Consider the following 17831-nt stretch of genomic DNA (forward strand, 5'->3'; position numbering starts at 1 on the left):
GATGAAAAAACTTTTTACCCTCTTCCTGCTGGCTGTTTCCTTCACCGCACTGGCCGCACCGGCCGACCTGCCCATGGCGCCGCCGCCCCAACTGGCGGCCAAAGCCTGGTTGTTGCTGGATATGCAAAGCGGACAGTCGCTGGTTGAACACAATGCCGACCGGCGCATCGAACCGGCATCGCTGACCAAGCTGATGAGCGCCTACCTGACCTTCTCGGCTCTGCGTCAGGGCCGCATCAAGCTGACCGATACCGTGCCGGTATCGGAAAAAGCCTGGCAGGCGGAAGGCTCGCGCATGTTCATCGAGCCCAACAAGCCGGTCATCGTGGCCGACCTGCTGCGCGGCATGATCGTGCAATCCGGTAACGATGCCACGATTGCACTGGCCGAGGCTGTCGGCGGCAGCGAGAGCGGATTTGTCTCAATGATGAACAAAGAGGCCCAGCGTCTGGGCATGAGCAATACGCACTTCGTCAATGCCACCGGCCTGCCGGATCCGCAGCTCTACACCACGGCACGCGATCTGGCGCGTTTGGCAGCCGCCATCGTGCGCGATTTTCCCGACTACTATCCGCTCTACTCGATCAAGGAATACACCTACAACGGCATCACCCAGGCCAATCGCAACCGCCTGCTGTGGACCGACCCGACCGTGGATGGCATGAAAACCGGCCACACCCAGAATGCCGGATATTGCCTGATAGCCTCGTCGCATCGCGGCCCGCGCCGCCTGCTGTCGGTCGTGCTTGGTGCTGACTCTGATTCAGCCCGTGCAATGGAAAGCCAGCGCCTGCTCAATTACGGCTTCCAGTTTTTCGACAGTGTGAGGCTGTACGCCAAAAACCAGACCGTGGCCAATCTGAAAGTCTGGAAAGGCACATCCAATACCATCAAAACCGGCTTCACCCGCGATATTTACCTGAGCCTGCCGCGCGGTCAGGCCAAAGACATCAAGGCCACCATGACCACGCGTCAGCCATTGCTGGCGCCGCTGGTGGCGGGGCAACAGGTGGGCACCGTCACCCTGACGCTGAATAACAAACCGCTGGCCCAATATCCATTGCTGGCGCTGGAAAGCGTTGGCGTTGCCAACATGTTCGGGCGTGCCTGGGACAGCCTGCGCCTGCTCTTCAAGTAAGGAGGAGGCCGGATGAGTGAAGAATCCCTGATTGAGTATCCCAGCGATTTCCCCATCAAGATCATGGGTGCGGCACACCCCGAGTTTGCCCAGACCATCCTCGAAGTGGTGCTGCAGCACGCACCGGATTTCGATGCCGCCACGATGGAAATGCGCCCCAGCAGCGCCGGTAATTACCTTAGCGTGACCTGCACCGTGCGCGCCACCTCGCGTGAACAACTGGATAACCTGTATCGGGCGCTGACCAGCCATGCCATGGTCAAGATGGTGCTGTAAGCCTTGGCCGACGTGCTGATTCGTCATCTCGGCCAGGTGGACTACCTGCCCACCTGGCAGGCCATGCAGGATTTTACCGCCCGGCGCGATGCCGCGACGACGGATGAAATCTGGCTGCTGCAACATCCGCCGGTATATACCCTCGGGCAGGCCGGCAAACCGGAACATCTGCTGCAGGCTACCGGCATTCCCCTGGTCAAGATCGACCGCGGCGGCCAGATTACCTACCACGGCCCCGGCCAGGTGGTGGCCTATTTGCTGGTGGATTTGAAGCGGCGCGGGTTGGGGGTACGCGAGCTGGTCAGCCGCATGGAGCAGGCGGTGATCGACCTGCTGGCGGAGCACGGCGTCAGCGCCGGGCGTCAAGCCAATGCCCCCGGCGTCTATGTAAATGGCGCCAAAATCGCCGCGCTCGGGCTGCGCATCAAGCATGGCTGCAGTTACCACGGCGTGGCACTGAATGTGGACATGGATTTAAGCCCGTTCAGCCATATCAACCCGTGCGGCTACCCGGGCATGGCGGTAACGCAGACCCGCGACGAAGGCATCGCCTCGACACCCGCCGAGATTGAACTCGCGCTCAGCGGCGTCATAAATTCCCGGATAGGATGATTTTTTTTGTGTTGTAGATGATAATAGTTCTTGTTATTATTATTTCCGTTCAAGGTCAACCACACAAGGATTCAATCATGCGCATCGCTCAATACTCGTTCGCCGTGCTGGCCATGGCACTCGCGGGCCAGGCAGTAGCCGGACCGAAATGCACCACCGAACCCAGGGAAAAATGGCAGAATGCCAGTGCGTTTCAGGCAGAGCTCGCCAAAACATACACCATCAAGAAATTCAAAATCACGTCCGGCAACTGCTACGAGATTTACGGCAAGGACAAGCAGGGCAAGAAGGTCGAGATCTACTTCAATCCTGTAGACGGCAAAATCATCAAGGAAGAACGCGAATAAGGCAGCGCTTTTGCAACGGTGACCTTCATGCACGCCAGCGGTAACAACGCACCCGCGCAGCGGATCAAGGCGATCGATTTGCCGGTGCGTCTGTTTCATTGGCTCACCGTGCTGGCGTTCGTGCTGGCCTATGTATTGGCAGATCACTATCGCGTGGCGCACCAATGGCTGGGATATGCGCTGGGGATATTGCTGGGCTTGCGGCTGGTCTGGGGCATGATTGGCAGCTACTACGCACGCTTTACCACCATCGGTGCCAGCATGCTGCATCTGCCGAGTTACCTTGCGCGGTTATGGCGCCGCGAAGAAACCTATTCCCCGGTTTACAACCCGCTGGGCGCGTCGATGGTCGTATTGATGCTGCTGAATCTCGCGGCCATAGTCCTCAGCGGTCATTTGCTCACCACGGACCGCTATTGGGGCGACGATGCCATGTCCGGCCTGCATGAGCTGACAACGCAAATCATGCTGGTGCTGATAGCCCTGCATCTTCTCGGCGTGCTGCATGCCAGCCTTCGGCAGCGCCAGAATCTGGCCAAAGCCATGATCGACGGCTACAAACGCGCAAGCTGAGGTGCCGGGAGGAGTCGGGTACAATAGCGCCCTGACCTACCGGGACACTCCATGGCCGACATCAAACTCCACAAAGGCGAAGCCAAAACCGCGCGCATCCCGATCAAGATCGTGCCGCAGGAACGCCTCAAAATGCCGTCCTGGATTCGCGCCAAATCGCCCAACTCTCCTGAGGTGGCCGAGCTCAAAGCCATCTTGCGCGAACAAAAGCTGCACACCGTGTGCGAGGAAGCCTCCTGCCCCAACATCGGCGAATGCTTCCGCCACGGCACCGCCACCTTCATGATCCTGGGCGACCTGTGCACGCGGCGCTGCCCATTCTGCGACGTCGGCCACGGCAAACCGCTGGCGCCCGATGTCGACGAACCCGCGCACCTCGCCCACACCATCGCCGCGATGAAGCTCAAGTACGTCGTCATCACCAGCGTCGACCGCGATGATTTACGCGACGGTGGCGCCGGGCATTTTGCCGAGTGCATCCGCGCCGTACGCATGGCCGCGCCGAACACCCGCATCGAAATCCTCACCCCGGATTTTCGCGGGCGGCTGAATATTGCGCTGAATATTTTAGGCAGCGCCCCGCCCGACGTGATGAACCACAACCTGGAAACCGTGCCGCGCCTGTACAAGGCCGCCCGCCCCGGTTCCGATTACGCCCATTCCCTGCAACTGCTCAAGGACTTCAAGGCGCAGCACCCCGACATCCCCACCAAATCCGGCATCATGGTCGGCCTCGGCGAAACCGACGCCGAAGTGCTCGAAGTCATGCGCGACCTGCGCGCCCACGACGTCGACATGCTCACCATCGGCCAGTACCTGCAACCCTCCAGCCACCACATCCCGCTCACCCGCTACGTCACCCCGGAGCAGTTTGCCGTGTTCGAGGCCGCCGCCGCCGAAATGGGCTTCAAGCACGCGGCCTGCGGGCCGATGGTGCGCAGCAGCTATCATGCGGATCAGCAGGCGCAGGGGGTGACAACATAATGCCGGCGCTTGCCGATTGTGCGATGATTGCGGAATAACAATACCCGCCCTACCAATGCCGCAGCCCGAACAACAAGCCAGGGAAAAAATCGACCAGTTGCTGCATGCGGCAGGCTGGCTTGTCTGCGATGCCGCTGCGGCCAGCATCCATGCCGCGCGTGGCGTTGCCATCCGCGAATTCCCGCTGCCCGGTTACGGCTTTGCCGACTATCTGTTGTATGTGGACGGCAAGGCGGCAGGCGTCATCGAGGCCAAGAAGGAAGGCGTCACCCTCACCGGCGTCGAAACCCAGTCCGACAAATACACCAAGGGCCTGCCCGCCGGTCTGCCGCGCTGGCGTAACCCGCTGCCGTTTTCCTACCAGTCCACCGGAATCGAAACCCGCTTCACCAACGGCCTCGATCCCACGCCGCGCTCGCGTCCGGTGTTCGCCTTCCATCAGCCCAAACTGCTGGCCGACTGGTTGAACTATGCGCCCGCCGCGCAGCCGGGGGAGGGCAGCGCTGGCGATCTTGCCTCAACCTTTCTCGCCCGCCTGCAAGCCATGCCGCCGCTCAAGGAAGAAGGCCTCTGGCCCGCGCAGATCACGGCGATCCGCAACCTGGAAAACTCCCTGAAGGAAAACCGCCCGCGCGCCCTGATCCAGATGGCCACCGGCTCGGGCAAGACCTTCACCTCGATTTCCTTCATCTACCGCCTGATCAAGTTCGCAGGGGCGCGGCGCATCCTGTTCCTGGTCGATCGCGGCAACCTCGCCGACCAGACCCTCAAGGAATTCCAGCAATACGTCTCGCCCTACAACAACTTCAAGTTCAGCGAGGAATACATCGTCCAGCGCCTGCAGGGCAACCAGATCGACACCACCGCCCGCGTCTGCATCTGCACCATTCAGCGTCTGTACTTCATGCTCAAGGGGCGCGAGCTGGCGGATGAGGACGAGGACATGATGGCCACCGGCTTCGACGGCATCTACAAAAAAGTGCCGCCCATCGAATACAACCCGGCCATCCCCATCGAAACCTTCGACATCATCGTCACCGACGAGGCCCACCGCTCCATCTACAACCTGTGGGCGCAGGTGCTGGAATACTTCGACGCCTACCTCATCGGCCTCACCGCCACGCCGGGCAAGCAGACCTTCGGCTTCTTCCACCAGAACCTGGTGATGGAATACAACCACGAAATGGCCGTGGCCGACGGCGTCAACGTCAACTACGACGTCTACCGCATCAAGACCGCCATCACCGAGGCCGGCTCCAGGGTCGAAGCTGGCTACTACGTGGAAAAGCAGGAACGCGACACCCGCAAAACCCGCTGGGAAGAACTCGACGACGACTTTGCCTACGACCCTAACCAGCTCGACCGCGACGTCGTCACCCCGGACCAGATCCGCACCATCGTGCGCACCTTCCGCGACAAACTGTTCAGCGAAATCTTCCCCGGCCGCACCGAAGTGCCCAAGACCCTGATCTTCGCCAAGGACGACAACCACGCCGAAAACATCGTCGAAATCCTGCGCGAGGAATTCGGCAAGGGCAACGAGTTCGCCCAGAAGATCACCTACCGCACCACCGGCGCCACGCCCAAGGAACTCATCTCCGCCTTCCGCAACAGCTACCACCCACGCATCGCCGTCACCGTCGACATGATCGCCACCGGCACCGACATCAAGCCGGTGGAAATCGTCTTCTTCATGCGTGCCGTCAAATCGCGCGGCTTCTTCGAGCAGATGAAAGGCCGCGGCGTGCGCGTCATCAATCCCGATGACCTCAGGGCCGTCACGCCAGACGCCACGGCCAAGGACCACTTTGTCATCGTCGACGCCGTCGGCGTATGCGAGCAGGACAAGACCGACGCCCGCCCCATGGAGAAAAAGCCCAGCGTCAGCTTCGAGCGCCTGCTGCAAGCCGTCGCCTTCGGCAACACCGAAGACGACGTCATCACCAGCATCGCCGGCCGTTTGGCAAGAATGGAACACCGCATCAGCGCCGAAGACGACGCGAAGATTCGAGTAGCAAGCGGCGGCCTCGGCCTCAAAGATCTGGCCCACCAGTTGGTAGCTGCACTTTCGCCCGATCCCGTAGAAGCGGCGTCCCGCCGCTTGCCATACTTACCAATGGAAACCGCTGACGATTACGCGGGATACGGCTTCCTCGACCCCAACGCTCCTATCGAGATGCAGCGCGCCAACCTTCCGCACTGGCGGCAGGATGAGGCCAGCTATTTCGTCACCTTCCGTCTGGCGGATTCGCTACCCAGACAACGTCTCATCGCCTGGCGGGAAGCGCGTGCCGACTGGCTGACGCGCAACCCACGCCCCTGGTCAGCCGCACAGGAAACCGACTATACAGAGCGCTTTTCCGCCCGCATCGAGTCCTGGCTGGACGCCGGTGTGGGAAGCTGCGCTCTGGCAAACCCTCAAGCGCGCGAGCTGATGGAGACGGCATTGTGGCATTTCGACGGAGAGCGCTACCGGCTCGGAAAATATGTGGTGGCCGCCAACCATGTCCACGTGATCGTCACGCCACTGCCGGGGCACGAACTCTCCGAAATCCTGCATAGCTGGAAAAGCTACACGGCCAAACAGATATTGCAGTTAGCAGCGGCGTCCGGCCGCTTGCCGGAAGGCGCGATCTCAATCTGGCAAAAAGAATCCTACGACCGTATCGTACGCACGTCCGAAGAACTGTTTCGCATTGAGCAATATATACAGCGGCATTCCGAATACGAATTGAGCGCGGCGGTCAAGCGGCGAGACGCCGCTTCCACGGCGATGCAGCAGGCGCGGACACTCGCCGCCAAACCCCTATGTGACCCCACCCTGCGCCAGCTCATCCTCGACATCAAAGCCAAAAACGAACTCACCATCGACCACGTCAGCCAGGACCAGGTCATCGAAGCCGGCTTCAGCCAGGCTGCCCTCGACCGCGCCCGTGGCCTCGTGCAATCCTTCGAGCAATTCATCGCCGACCACAAGGACGAAATCACCGCCTTGCAAATCCTCTACGCCAAGCCCTACAAACAGCGCCTCACCTTCGAGGCGGTGAAGGAACTCGCCGACGCCATCGAAAAGCCGCCCTACCTGTGGAACGAATCCCAGCTCTGGCAGGCCTACGCCGCGCTGGAAGCGAGCAAGGCCAAAGGCGCCAGCGGCAAACGCATCCTCACCGACCTGGTCTCGCTGGTGCGCTTCGCCATCCACCAGGACAACGAACTCGTTCCCTTCCCCGAGCGGGTCAATGCCAACTTCAAAGCATGGGTGGAAGCGGCGTCCCGCCGCTTGGCTGAAACAAAGCGGCAAGATGCCGCTTCTACGGGCTTTACTACTGAACAGATGAAATGGCTGGAAATGATCCGCGACCACATCGCTGCCAACCTTGGCATCGAGCCGGATGATTTCGAATACGCACCTTTCGCCCAGGAGGGCGGGCTGGGCAAGGTGCATCAGCTCTTTGGCGATGAACTGAATACGCTTATTGAACAATTGAACGAAAGCCTGGCGGCATAGCGCAACGTGAGCCTGCCAACCTGTAAGCACCGCTTACAAGTTCTGCAGCGAGTCCCTCGGGATAATCTTTGGCTTTACGGATACCGGATATAGTGCTTTAATGAGTACTGTTTTGAGTATTGGAGTTAAACATGAACATCGTCCCAGCACAGGAAATCAAGCGTCGCGGCATCGCCGCCGTGGATGAAGCCCTGGCGCAAGGCCCGGTGCACATCATCAAGAACAATCGCCCCCAATATGTCGTGCTGACCGAAGAGCGCTACAGCGAACTGATCGAGTCCCAGGAAGAAGCCGCCCTGGCCCGCATCAAGGCCTCGCTGGAGGATGCCAAGGCTGGCCGCGTCACCCGGCACGACAGCGTCGAAGCCCTGATGCAGCACCTGGACAGCGAACCGGCCGCATGAGCTGGACCCTGGCCACCACGGCCTTCTTCGACCGTCGTGTGCGCAAGTTCCTGGCCAAGCACCCCGATCTACGACCTCGCTTTGTAGAAACGATGGAGCAACTACGCACCGACCCTTTTGAGCCCGGCCTGCGTCTGCATCCCCTGACCGGCAAACTCCAGGGCATGCAGGCCGTCAGCCTCACCTACAGTTACCGCATCACCCTGACGCTGCAAATCACCGAGCACGAAATTCTGCTGCTCGACATCGGCAGCCATGACGAGGTGTACGGGTGAGCACGCGCAAGCCCGCTGCCGTCTCCCGCGAAGCCAAGCTGGACCAGCTTGACGATATTGCCCTGACCAAACTCGTCTGGGAACGCGAGCACGAAGCCACGAACAAGGTTGCGCCGGACGATCTCTTGCACCCCGCTGAACAAACCGAGGGCGAGACGTTGAAGGTTGAAGAGATGCGAGGGGAATACCGGGTAAGCTCCGACCCCGTAGGGTGGGTTAGGCCGGAGGCCGTAACCCACCATGAGGAAGCTGCGGCTGCTTGGAGAATGCTGCCGCTCAAGGAACTGGGCTCATGGGTTGGCGGAGGAACGCCATCCAAGGCGATACCAGCTTACTGGGAAACTGGCTCTATCCCCTGGGTTTCGCCGAAGGACATGAAGACCGAGCGCATTCACGACAGCGAAGACCACATCACCGAGCAGGCAGTCTCCGCGTCCGCTGCGAATCTGATACCGGCTGGCTCAATCTTGTTGGTCACCCGAAGCGGAATCTTGCGGCATACGTTACCGGTAGCTGTTACGACTGTACCCGTCACTGTCAACCAAGATCTCAAGGCGCTGATACCTAATGAGGGCATCTTGGCCGAGTATGTGGCTTGGGCTTTGCGTGCGTTTAACCAGACAATTTTGAATACCTGTTCAAAACAGGGGACGACTGTTAATAGCCTGGAAACGTCGCGACTGCTTCGCTTTGAGATTCCCGTTGCACCCCTCGACCAACAAAAACGCATCGTCGTGGAAATCGAAAAACAATTCTCCCGCCTCGACGAAGCCGTCGCCAACCTCAAGCGCGTCAAGGCCAACCTCAAGCGCTACAAAGCCGCCGTCCTCAAAGCCGCCGTCGAAGGCCGCCTCGTCGAAACCGAAGCCGAACGCGTAGAAGCGGCGTCCCGCCGCTTGAATCAGCGGCAAGATGCCGCTGCCACCTACGAAACCGGTGCCCAACTCCTGCAACGCATCCTCGTGACCCGCCGCAGCCAGTGGCAAGGCAAGGGCAAATACAAAGAACCCGCCGCGCCCGACACCACCGACCTGCCCGAATTGCCGGAAGGGTGGGTGTGGGCGACAGTCGAGCAGTTGAACCCCGCTAACCGGCCTTGCGCATATGGCGTCTTGCAGCCGGGTGATGACTTAAACGAAGGGGTGCTCTTCGTGCGGGTCGGCGACATCAACGATGGCCGTATCGAGAGCCCTGGCCTGAAAGTAATCGCCCCAGCAATTGCTGAGGCTTATCCACGGACCAAGCTGGCTGGTGGAGAAGTTCTGATAACTCTTGTGGGTGCGATCGGCCGTACAGCCGTTGTTCCGTCCAGTCTTGCTGGTGCCAATGTTGCCCGCGCTGTTGGTGTTTTGCCGATAGCCGAGTCTATTGATCCGCACTGGGTCGAAATCTGGTTTCGGAACCCAAAGAAAATCGCTGAGATGACAGCGAAGTCCCATGAGGTTGCTCGGAAAACATTGAACTTAGAGGACGCGCGATATGCCACTGTCGCTATTCCTTCGTTAGTTGAACAGCACCAGATCGTCGCTGAAGTAGAACGCCGACTTTCTACCACTGACGAAGCAGAAGCCCAGGTCAATGCCAACCTCCAGCGCGCCGAGCGCCTCCGCCAGTCAATCCTTAGCCGTGCATTCTCTGGCAAGCCTCATCAAGAAACTTCCGCTGTATCTGCAATGGAAATGCGCACCCATGGCTAATCGATTCAACCCAACTGCACTCAAATTGATGGAGGATGCACTGGCAGAGGTGTTCTACTCACATAGGGACTTTGACACGTTCGTGCGACGGTGCGGCGTTGAAGCTGCGTTTCTTACAAGAGCTCGCGCACTTGCCGAAGCGCGCAAGGGAACGTATGAGCGAGCTCCGAAGAGATTTGTTGTTCAAGAAATGCTGCAGTTAATAGAGGCAAAAGGTGATGCGGGAATTCATCTGCTGACATCGATTTTTGACGCTTTGGTCAAAGGCGTATTTCCAGATGCATCACCCAAAGCCAATCAAACCCTTGCACTTTTGAGGGAGCAGTTCGAGCGAGACAGGCAACAAAAGAAAGAAGAAGAGCAGGCGCGACGTGAATGGCAAATGAGGAAAGAGCAGGAGTCGGCTAGCAAGGGGGTTCGTCCCGAAAGAAAACCGGCGGACGTGGCACGCCTGCAGAATCAATTTCTAGAAATGCACGGTGCTAGCGACCCGCATAAGCGCGGGCGCGATTTTGAACTGTTAATCGTCGAGTTATTAAAGGCTGAAGGACTTTCGCCGAGACACTCGATTGAGCGGGTGGGTGAACAAATCGATATTTCCTTTGAATACGGGCCGCATACGTACATGGTTGAGGCGCGCTGGAAGAAAGTGCCTTCCGAGCCCAAAGAGTTGAGAGATTTTCATGGCAAGTGCCAGGGTGTACACGTGGACGTAAGAGGTGTGTTCATCTCGGTGCAGGGCTATACGGCCGGGGCAGCAGATGCTCTAGCGAAACTCGGTGAGTTGCGCGTGGTGATGCTGGATGGAACGCATTTGATGAGTGTTCTTAGCGGAGCGATCTCTTTTGCAGATTTGCTTAAGAAAGTGGTCAGGAAGGCTTGTGATGAGGGGGTTCCATATGTGCCGCCTTCGTCGCTGTAGGCGCTCAGGTGCTGAAGGCAGTGAATGAATCCTTGAACAGTATTGCCGATGATCAAAGGGTGTTTCGTGACGAGATCAAGGAACACCGTGGAAACTACTACGTAAGCTACCGGCCTGCTGATGCACGTTTCCCGTTTGCCATTGTTCAACTTACTTTTCTCGACCACGATTTCGATCGTGCCATCGTGAAAAATGCAATGGAGAACGAGCTACAAAGCTGGCTGTCGCGTTTCCGCGTTCCAGTGATGGTGTCTTCCTTCGATGCTAAGGATGACCTCATTCATATCTCGACTGAATCTGATCAATCCAATCTTATGGGCTACGTCGATTTGCATACGGGTGAAATGACTCAGCGGTGGGGTTTGCTTAAAGACGATGAACTGCCATCTGAACAGATGAATGCAGATTATTTGGCGCGTGTTTATGAGGGTGTGCCATTTCGCTTGCAAGAGGCGGTTCGTCAAAATGCCTTGCGCGATACTCGTACGATGGGAAGAAGCATCCGCATGATAGTTTTTCTGCTGGCCGGTGTTCCTCTGCTTATTGAGATTGTGAGCGTGGGTGTAGCCTGGGTTGGATATGTTCTGGCAGGTATCAGCATCACAGTGGGTCTCTACAAACTTGCCAAGACGATGGGTTGGCTGAAGCCTACGCAACGGGAGAAAGAGAGAACGGAAAAAGACCTCAGGATGAAACACTATTTCTATCACTGTGAACAAAACCCCGACGGATTCAACCGCCTGAAGTTTGAGAATTTTGAACGCGAGGCAATCAGCCAAAATCACATAGAGGCGGATCAGATTCGTAATAAGCATGAAAAATAAAGACATATGAACACCGCAACCATCGTCCAAAAACTCTGGAACTACTGCAACGTCCTGCGCGACGACGGCATGAGCTACGGCGACTACGTCGAGCAGCTCACCTATCTGCTGTTCCTGAAGATGGCCGACGAGCGGAGCCGGGCACCTTATAACCAGAAGAGCCCGGTGCCTGCCGGCTATGATTGGCCCAGCCTGCTGAAGAAGGACGGCGACGAACTGTTCGACCACTACCGCCACACGCTGGAGGAGCTGGGCAAGCAGAAAGGCTTGCTCGGCCTGATCTTCACCAAGTCGCAGAACAAGTTCCAGGACCCGGCCAAGCTGCGGCGGCTGATCGTGGACCTGATCGACAAGGAAACCTGGGTGTCGATGAGCGCCGACGTGAAGGGCGACGCCTACGAGGGCCTGCTGGAGAAGAACGCACAGGACACCAAGTCCGGCGCGGGCCAGTACTTCACGCCGCGCCCGCTGATCCAGGCGATTGTCGATGCCATGGCGCCCGGGCCCGGCGAGACCATCTCCGATCCGGCCTGCGGCACCGGCGGCTTTCTGCTGGCGGCGCACGACTATGTGGTTAAGCACTACCCCAACATGACCTCGGCGGAGAAGAAGAAACTGCGCGGCGAAAGCTTCAAGGGCTGGGAACTGGTGCAGGCCACTGCCCGGCTGTGCGCGATGAACATGCTGCTGCACGGCATCGGGAGTGTAGAAGCGGCGTCCCGCCGCTTGGACGACGATGAAAAGCGGCGAGACGCCGCTTCTACGTTACCGATTGCAGTGGGCGATTCGCTGGCCGCCGACCCCGGCGAGCGCTTCGACGTGGTGCTGACCAATCCGCCCTTCGGCAAGAAGAGCAGCACGACCATCGTGGGCGAGGAGGGCAAGGTCAGCAAGGAGTGCGACACCGTTGAGCGCGACGACTTCTGGGCCACCACCTCGAACAAGCAGCTCAACTTCGTCCAGCACGTGAAGACGCTGTTGAAGCAGAACGGCCGCGCCGCCCTGGTGCTGCCGGACAACGTGCTGTTCGAAGGCGGGGCAGGCGAGACCATCCGCCGCAAACTGCTGCACGACTGCGACGTCCACACCCTGCTGCGCCTGCCCACCGGCCTGTTCTACGCCCAGGGCGTAAAGGCGAACGTGCTGTTCTTCGACAAGAAGCCCGCCAGTGAGACCCCGTGGACCCGCAAGCTGTGGATCTACGACCTGCGCACCAACATGCACTTCACGCTCAAGACCAGCACCTTGAAGCGGGCGGACCTCGACGAGTTTGTGCAGTGCTACCACCCGGAAAACCGGCATGACCGGAAAGCAACGTGGTCGGCAGACAACCCCGACGGCCGCTGGCGTGCCTACGACTACGAAGAACTGATCAACCGCGACAAGGCCAGCCTGGACATTTTCTGGCTCAGGGATGAATCACTGTCCGACTCCGACAACTTGCCCGCGCCGGAAGTGATTGCGGCGGAGATTGTGGAGGATTTGGAGGCGGCGCTGGAACAGTTTCGGGAGATCGCTACTGATCTCAGTGCCAGCGGGACAGGCGAACACCCCTGATCATCAAGTCCTCAAATTCTCCAGCGCAGCAAGCGCATCGTCAATCCGCTGTGCATTACTCACGGGTTTGGCTTTTTTGGTGGCTACCTGTTTCTTCGTCACGCGTTTGCCGGACACTCTTTTTGCTTCGCCCTGCCCGGCCTGTTCCGGGCTGATCTGGGCCAGTTGCGCGCGCGAGCCGCTGATGGAAGGCACCACAACCGCTGCTTCGCCCTTGCGCCCCTTGATTACCGGCAAATCGATGCTTGCTGGTGTATCCGCGCGCAGGGTCGGGCTTAATGCTTCTGCAATGCTGCGGGCTTGCTTGTCGCCCGCGCTGGCCTGTATGCGCGCAATCGCTTCAAGACCGGCAGATACGAATAAGACCGCTCTGTATCTCTCCCTCTCGAAATGAGAATATTGACTTCTATGTGGCATCAGAAGGTGTGTATGCAGTATGCATACAGCATATGGTTATTGTATTGATGCGCAATTCTTGATGACGAGAGTGTAAACCATGAAATTCCCCCATATCCCGCTCGGCGCGCAGTTCGAATTCGATGGCAAGGCCTATACCAAAATCAGCCCGCTGCTAGCCGCGGCAGAGGACGGTAGTGGTCAGCGCGTGATCCCGCGTTATGCGGTGTTGCGGCCGATCGGCGCGCCGGTGCCGGCGACACCAGCGCAACATTCGCGGCAGCTCGATCCGGATAAGGTGCGGGTGGCGTTTGCGTCCTTTGAAGCCGATGCCTTGCGGCTGCTGGACGAGGCTTGCGGCGAGGATGTGGACCGCCGTGCTGCGCTCAAGGCCGAACTGGTTGAGGCGGGGCAGCGGTTTCGCGACGCGCTGTAACATGCCCGTGTCCGGCAGCTGCATCGCGTGCGATGCATCTGAGGGTGACACCAACCTTCAGTCCGACAAGCCGCTAGCCACCGCAGCTTGAGCGAGTCCGGGGACGCACAGCCCCGCTTAAGAAAGCCTTAAGCTTTCGGCCGCAACATGGCAACAAAGGAGTTGCCATGAATCTATTATCCCTGCATCAATCCCTGCTTCGATCTATCGCCGCCGTCGGGCTGGCGGCTGCCGCTCTCGCGCCTGTCGCCCAGGCGGCCACCCCGTCGGCATTGTTGTCTGGCTATACCGCCCAGGCCGGTTCGCCTGCCGTGCCTGCCCGTGGCCAGCAGTTCTTCACCGCCCACCACGGCCGCGAATGGGGTTGCGCCTCGTGCCATGGCGCAGTGCCCACCAAGACCGGCAAGCATGCGTCGACCGGTAAGACCATCGGCGCGCTGGCGCCGGCCTTCAACCCCGAGCGCTTCACCGACGCGGCCAGGACCGAGAAATGGTTCCGCCGCAATTGCAATGACGTCGTGGGCCGCGAATGCACTGCCGCCGAGAAGGCGGACGTGTTGAGCTGGCTGCTGACGCTCAAGCCATGATGCGCCGCACTTCATCCACGCTATCAGGAGAATCCGCCATGCCGTTTCGACTTCGCTCCCATGCCCAACAAGCGCTGTTTGGCTTGCTCGTCGCCATCGCTATCAACCACCCGGCCGCAGCCGATGACGAACAGCGCGCTGCACGGGTGCCGCTGTTGCCCAAGTATCAGCAGGAATGCGCCGCCTGCCACGTGGCTTACCCGCCCGGCATGCTGCCGGCTGCCTCCTGGCAGCGGGTGATGCACACCCTGCCGCACCATTACGGCACGGATGCCTCACTTGATCCGGCAACGGTGAAGCAACTCGCGACTTGGCTCACCGCCTACGCCGGCACTTATGGGCGCGTGCGCGAAGCGCCCCCAGAGGATCGCATCACCCGTTCGGCGTGGTTCGTCCGCCAGCACGACGAGGTGCCCGCGGCTGCCTGGAAGCGGCCGTCAGTAAAGAGCGCTTCCAACTGTGCCGCCTGCCATACCCGATCCGACCAAGGAGATTTCAATGAACGATTTGTCCGTATCCCCCGCTAACACCCCTGTCAACGCACCGGGAAGCCGCAAAATCCTGGTCTGGGATGTTCCGGTTCGTGTCTTCCACTGGCTCATGGTGCTGAGTTTTGCCGGTGCCTATCTCACCGCCGAGAGCGAGCGCTGGCGGCTGCTGCATGTGTCGCTGGGCTACACGATGGCGGGTCTGGTGGGCTTTCGCATTGTCTGGGGCCTGATGGGTACCCGTTATGCGCGCTTTTCGACCTTCGTGCGCGGCCCCAGGGCGGTGGCGCGCTATCTCGGTGCGTTGCTGCGCGGCCAGCCCGAGCACTACACAGGTCACAACCCGGCCGGTGCGCTGGCCATCGTGGCCCTGCTGGGCCTGACACTGGCCGTCACTGCATCGGGCTGGGCCACCTACAACGACATCGCAGGCGAGTGGCTGGAAGAGGTGCACGAGGCGGCAGCCAACGTGATGCTGGCTGTCATCGGCGTGCACGTTGCCGGTGTGTTGCTCAGCAGCTGGCTGCACCGGGAGAATTTGGTGGGTTCAATGATCAACGGGCGCAAGCCGGGCCTGCCGGAGCAAGGTATTCGCCGCCCCTGGCGCAGCGTGGCCGTGTTGATGCTGGTGGCGGTGCTGGGTTTTTGGTGGACGCAGTGGCAAAGCGCACCGTCGGGCGCTGGCTTCGCCGACCGGACCTCGGCATCGGCAACGGTCGGGAAGCATGATCGCTGAGCATGCTTCATGAGACAATCCACGCCATGCATATCCTGCTCGCCGAAGACGATCCGCTGCTAGGTGACGGCCTACGCGCCGGTCTGCGGCAGCTCGGTTTCCAGGTGGACTGGGTGCGCAACGGCGAGGCCGCAGAGCGCGAGTTGCGCGCCCAGCCTTATGCGGCCGCGGTGCTCGACCTCGGGCTGCCGCTGATGGATGGCATGGAGGTGCTGGCTGCCGTCCGCCGCGCCGGCGTCACGCTGCCGGTGCTGGTGCTGACCGCGCGTGACGCAGTGCCCGACCGTATCCGCGGACTCGACGTCGGCGCCGACGACTATGTGGTCAAGCCGGTGGATCTGCACGAACTTGCCGCACGGCTGCGCGCGCTGATTCGTCGTGCACACGGCCAGCCGCAGGAGTGCCTGACCGTGCAGGATGTCGTTCTCGATCCGGCGGCCCGCTCCGTGCGACAGGCGGGCGAGCCCGTCATGCTGTCGACGCGGGAGTTTGACCTTCTGCACGCGTTCATGCTCAACGCCGACCGTGTACTCTCGCGTGAACAGCTCGAACAGCATCTCTACAGCTGGGGCCAGGAGGTGGAAAGCAACGCTGTCGAGGTGCATATCCACAATCTGCGACGCAAGCTTGGCGCTGCACTGATCCAGACCGTGCGCGGCGTCGGCTATATTCTGCTGCGCGACTTACCGAAATCATGATCAAACCGTCTGGTTCGCTGCAAGGCCGGCTGCTCGCGCTGGTACTCGCCGTGGTGGTGGGCGTCTGGCTGGTCACCGCGGCGAAGACCTGGTTTGACGCGCGCCACGAGCTCGACGAGCTGCTCGATAGCCACCTGGCACAGGCGGCTGCGCTGCTGGTGGTGCAGCAGACGCGCGAGGTAGAGGACGACGGCCCCGGCATTGATACGCCCACATTGCACCGTTATGCGCCCAAGGTGGCGTTCCAGGTTTTCCACGAGGGTCGCCTGGTGCTGCGCTCGGCCAACGCGCCGGTCACACCAATGGTCGAATCCGGCAAGGACATCAAGACCGGCTTCGCGACAGTGCAGATCAAAGGCATTGCGTGGCGTGTATTTGCGGCCTACGGGGCCGAGCGCGACGTGCAGGTGTACGTGGGCGAGCAGGCGAGTTCGCGGGACTCGATTCTGTGGGCCGTGCTGCGCAGCACGCTGTGGCCGATGGTCGTGGCGCTGCCGCTACTGGCGTTGGCGGTGTGGTGGGCGGTATACCGCGGCGTCGCACCCATGCGCCGGCTCGGGCGTGCACTGGCTGAGCGCCAACCGCAGGCACTGCATCCGGTCGCGTTCGACGGCATAACCTCGGAGATGGCGCCGATGGTCAACGCCCTGAACGGTCTGTTCGAGCGCATTGGCACGCTGCTGGAATCCGAACGCCGCTTCACGGCAGATGCCGCGCACGAACTGCGCACGCCGATCGCGGCTATCCGCGCCCAGGCGCAAGTGGCGCTGGGAGAAACCGACGATGCGCGGCGCACACACGCGCTTAAAAACACGCTGGAGGGCTGCGATCGCGCCACGCGACTGGTGGAGCAATTGCTGACCTTGTCCAGGCTGGAAGCCGTTGCGGCCCCCGCCATGGCGGACGTCGATCTGAGCGCGTTGACCCAACGCGTCGTGGCCGAACTGGTGCCGAAAGCGCTTGCCAAACATCAAACGCTGGAATTCGAAGCTACTGAGTCCTGCAGCGTTCCAGGCAATGAGACGCTGCTCACGGTTCTGGTGCGCAATCTGGTCGACAACGCAGTGAGATACAGCCCGGCGTCAGCGCAAGTGAAGGTGAGCGTGCAGCGGCAGGCCGGGCGTGTCGTGTTGAGCGTTGAAGACAGTGGGCCGGGTCTGGCCGAGGCCGACCGGAACAGGTTGGGTGAGCGGTTCTTCAGAGTACCTGGCAGCAGTGAGAGCGGCAGCGGACTGGGCTGGTCGATCGTGCGACGCATCGCAGCGGTGCACCGGCTGGATCTGCAGGTCGAGACTTCGGCGGAACTGGGCGGCCTCGCCGTTCGTGTCATCGGTCAGGCGAATGTCGGAACCGTGTGAGTGTTTTCATTGGCT

20 protein-coding genes are annotated in these 17831 nt (G+C 60.3%); 19 read left to right on the plus strand and 1 reads right to left on the minus strand.

The annotated features are described in order from the left end of the window. The first annotated feature begins 1 nt into the window (after nucleotide 1). The 13 genes from ACFDAU_RS01550 (at nucleotide 2) to ACFDAU_RS01610 (ending at nucleotide 13117) form a co-directional block, all read left to right on the plus strand. Nucleotides 2-1138, plus strand: coding sequence for a D-alanyl-D-alanine carboxypeptidase family protein (locus tag ACFDAU_RS01550; protein WP_413438321.1), 1137 nt, complete (start codon nucleotides 2-4; stop codon nucleotides 1136-1138). 12 nt (nucleotides 1139-1150) lie between these two features. Beyond that, nucleotides 1151-1414 (plus strand): YbeD family protein, encoded by a 264-nt coding sequence (locus ACFDAU_RS01555; RefSeq protein WP_413438322.1) that lies wholly within the window; start codon nucleotides 1151-1153, stop codon nucleotides 1412-1414. Between the two features lie 3 nt (nucleotides 1415-1417). Beyond that, nucleotides 1418-2026, plus strand: a complete 609-nt coding sequence (gene lipB / locus ACFDAU_RS01560; protein ID WP_413438323.1) for a lipoyl(octanoyl) transferase LipB — start codon at nucleotides 1418-1420, stop codon at nucleotides 2024-2026. 77 nt (nucleotides 2027-2103) lie between these two features. Continuing rightward, entirely contained in the window at nucleotides 2104-2373 is a 270-nt protein-coding gene (locus ACFDAU_RS01565) for a PepSY domain-containing protein (RefSeq protein WP_413438324.1), read from the plus strand. Between the two features lie 27 nt (nucleotides 2374-2400). Then, a complete protein-coding gene (locus tag ACFDAU_RS01570; protein ID WP_413438325.1) occupies nucleotides 2401-2946 on the plus strand; it encodes a cytochrome b/b6 domain-containing protein in 546 nt (181 codons plus the stop codon). Nucleotides 2947-2997: 51 nt separating this feature from the next. Next, the gene (lipA, locus tag ACFDAU_RS01575; protein WP_413438326.1) at nucleotides 2998-3930 is read left to right on the plus strand and encodes a lipoyl synthase; all 933 of its coding nucleotides are present in this window, start codon (nucleotides 2998-3000) and stop codon (nucleotides 3928-3930) included. 16 nt (nucleotides 3931-3946) lie between these two features. After that, complete coding sequence (locus tag ACFDAU_RS01580; protein WP_413438327.1) at nucleotides 3947-7438, plus strand: type I restriction-modification enzyme R subunit C-terminal domain-containing protein; 3492 nt, start codon at nucleotides 3947-3949, stop codon at nucleotides 7436-7438. 131 nt (nucleotides 7439-7569) lie between these two features. After that, nucleotides 7570-7842, plus strand: a complete 273-nt coding sequence (locus ACFDAU_RS01585; protein ID WP_413438328.1) for a hypothetical protein — start codon at nucleotides 7570-7572, stop codon at nucleotides 7840-7842. Further along, a complete protein-coding gene (locus ACFDAU_RS01590) occupies nucleotides 7839-8117 on the plus strand; it encodes a type II toxin-antitoxin system YafQ family toxin (protein WP_413438329.1) in 279 nt (92 codons plus the stop codon). The genes ACFDAU_RS01585 and ACFDAU_RS01590 overlap by 4 nt, the downstream gene beginning before the upstream one ends. Then, nucleotides 8114-9814 (plus strand): restriction endonuclease subunit S, encoded by a 1701-nt coding sequence (locus ACFDAU_RS01595; RefSeq protein WP_413438330.1) that lies wholly within the window; start codon nucleotides 8114-8116, stop codon nucleotides 9812-9814. The genes ACFDAU_RS01590 and ACFDAU_RS01595 overlap by 4 nt, the downstream gene beginning before the upstream one ends. Further along, nucleotides 9807-10736 carry a restriction endonuclease gene (locus tag ACFDAU_RS01600; RefSeq protein ID WP_413438331.1) on the plus strand — a complete coding sequence of 310 codons (930 nt, stop codon included), beginning with the start codon at nucleotides 9807-9809 and terminating at the stop codon, nucleotides 10734-10736. The genes ACFDAU_RS01595 and ACFDAU_RS01600 overlap by 8 nt, the downstream gene beginning before the upstream one ends. 20 nt (nucleotides 10737-10756) lie before the next feature. Beyond that, nucleotides 10757-11560, plus strand: coding sequence for a hypothetical protein (locus tag ACFDAU_RS01605; RefSeq protein ID WP_413438332.1), 804 nt, complete (start codon nucleotides 10757-10759; stop codon nucleotides 11558-11560). 6 nt (nucleotides 11561-11566) lie between these two features. Continuing rightward, nucleotides 11567-13117, plus strand: coding sequence for a type I restriction-modification system subunit M (locus tag ACFDAU_RS01610; protein ID WP_413438333.1), 1551 nt, complete (start codon nucleotides 11567-11569; stop codon nucleotides 13115-13117). A gap of 3 nt (nucleotides 13118-13120) precedes the next feature. Here the strand turns inward: ACFDAU_RS01610 and ACFDAU_RS01615 are convergent, their stop codons facing one another. After that, a complete protein-coding gene (locus ACFDAU_RS01615; RefSeq protein ID WP_413438334.1) occupies nucleotides 13121-13534 on the minus strand; it encodes a hypothetical protein in 414 nt (137 codons plus the stop codon). Nucleotides 13535-13613: 79 nt separating this feature from the next. Between ACFDAU_RS01615 and ACFDAU_RS01620 the strand changes: the two genes are divergently transcribed. From ACFDAU_RS01620 to ACFDAU_RS01645, 6 genes are all read left to right on the plus strand, one after another. Beyond that, nucleotides 13614-13949, plus strand: a complete 336-nt coding sequence (locus ACFDAU_RS01620; RefSeq protein ID WP_413438335.1) for a hypothetical protein — start codon at nucleotides 13614-13616, stop codon at nucleotides 13947-13949. Between the two features lie 167 nt (nucleotides 13950-14116). Then, nucleotides 14117-14536: a DUF1924 domain-containing protein gene (locus tag ACFDAU_RS01625; protein ID WP_413438336.1), complete on the plus strand. Its 420-nt coding sequence runs from the start codon at nucleotides 14117-14119 to the stop codon at nucleotides 14534-14536. Nucleotides 14537-14574: 38 nt separating this feature from the next. Beyond that, entirely contained in the window at nucleotides 14575-15063 is a 489-nt protein-coding gene (locus ACFDAU_RS01630) for a diheme cytochrome c (RefSeq protein ID WP_413438337.1), read from the plus strand. Beyond that, on the plus strand, nucleotides 15035-15760 hold the full coding sequence (locus ACFDAU_RS01635; RefSeq protein ID WP_413438338.1) for a cytochrome b/b6 domain-containing protein: 726 nt from the start codon (nucleotides 15035-15037) through the stop codon (nucleotides 15758-15760). The genes ACFDAU_RS01630 and ACFDAU_RS01635 overlap by 29 nt, the downstream gene beginning before the upstream one ends. 26 nt (nucleotides 15761-15786) lie before the next feature. Next, nucleotides 15787-16458, plus strand: coding sequence for a response regulator (locus ACFDAU_RS01640; RefSeq protein ID WP_413438339.1), 672 nt, complete (start codon nucleotides 15787-15789; stop codon nucleotides 16456-16458). Continuing rightward, nucleotides 16455-17816, plus strand: a complete 1362-nt coding sequence (locus ACFDAU_RS01645) for an ATP-binding protein (protein WP_413438340.1) — start codon at nucleotides 16455-16457, stop codon at nucleotides 17814-17816. Before ACFDAU_RS01640 ends, ACFDAU_RS01645 begins: the two co-directional genes overlap by 4 nt. Nucleotides 17817-17831 lie beyond the last annotated feature (15 nt).

The sequence above is a fragment of the Sulfuriferula sp. GW1 genome, assembly GCF_047300855.1.
GTDB lineage: Bacteria > Pseudomonadota > Gammaproteobacteria > Burkholderiales > Sulfuriferulaceae > Sulfuriferula.

Bases quoted from the DNA above. Each gene is read 5' to 3' on its own strand.
- ACFDAU_RS01550 (WP_413438321.1), top strand. From the start codon at position 2: ATGAAAAAACTTTTTACCCTCTTCCTGCTGGCTGTTTCCTTCACCGCA.
- ACFDAU_RS01555 (WP_413438322.1), top strand. From the start codon at position 1,151: ATGAGTGAAGAATCCCTGATTGAGTATCCCAGCGATTTCCCCATCAAG.
- ACFDAU_RS01565 (WP_413438324.1), top strand. From the start codon at position 2,104: ATGCGCATCGCTCAATACTCGTTCGCCGTGCTGGCCATGGCACTCGCG.
- ACFDAU_RS01570 (WP_413438325.1), top strand. From the start codon at position 2,401: ATGCACGCCAGCGGTAACAACGCACCCGCGCAGCGGATCAAGGCGATC.
- lipA (WP_413438326.1), top strand. From the start codon at position 2,998: ATGGCCGACATCAAACTCCACAAAGGCGAAGCCAAAACCGCGCGCATC.
- ACFDAU_RS01585 (WP_413438328.1), top strand. From the start codon at position 7,570: ATGAACATCGTCCCAGCACAGGAAATCAAGCGTCGCGGCATCGCCGCC.
- ACFDAU_RS01590 (WP_413438329.1), top strand. From the start codon at position 7,839: ATGAGCTGGACCCTGGCCACCACGGCCTTCTTCGACCGTCGTGTGCGC.
- ACFDAU_RS01600 (WP_413438331.1), top strand. From the start codon at position 9,807: ATGGCTAATCGATTCAACCCAACTGCACTCAAATTGATGGAGGATGCA.
- ACFDAU_RS01610 (WP_413438333.1), top strand. From the start codon at position 11,567: ATGAACACCGCAACCATCGTCCAAAAACTCTGGAACTACTGCAACGTC.
- ACFDAU_RS01615 (WP_413438334.1), bottom strand. From the start codon at position 13,534: ATGCCACATAGAAGTCAATATTCTCATTTCGAGAGGGAGAGATACAGA.
- ACFDAU_RS01620 (WP_413438335.1), top strand. From the start codon at position 13,614: ATGAAATTCCCCCATATCCCGCTCGGCGCGCAGTTCGAATTCGATGGC.
- ACFDAU_RS01625 (WP_413438336.1), top strand. From the start codon at position 14,117: ATGAATCTATTATCCCTGCATCAATCCCTGCTTCGATCTATCGCCGCC.
- ACFDAU_RS01630 (WP_413438337.1), top strand. From the start codon at position 14,575: ATGCCGTTTCGACTTCGCTCCCATGCCCAACAAGCGCTGTTTGGCTTG.
- ACFDAU_RS01635 (WP_413438338.1), top strand. From the start codon at position 15,035: ATGAACGATTTGTCCGTATCCCCCGCTAACACCCCTGTCAACGCACCG.
- ACFDAU_RS01640 (WP_413438339.1), top strand. From the start codon at position 15,787: ATGCATATCCTGCTCGCCGAAGACGATCCGCTGCTAGGTGACGGCCTA.
- ACFDAU_RS01645 (WP_413438340.1), top strand. From the start codon at position 16,455: ATGATCAAACCGTCTGGTTCGCTGCAAGGCCGGCTGCTCGCGCTGGTA.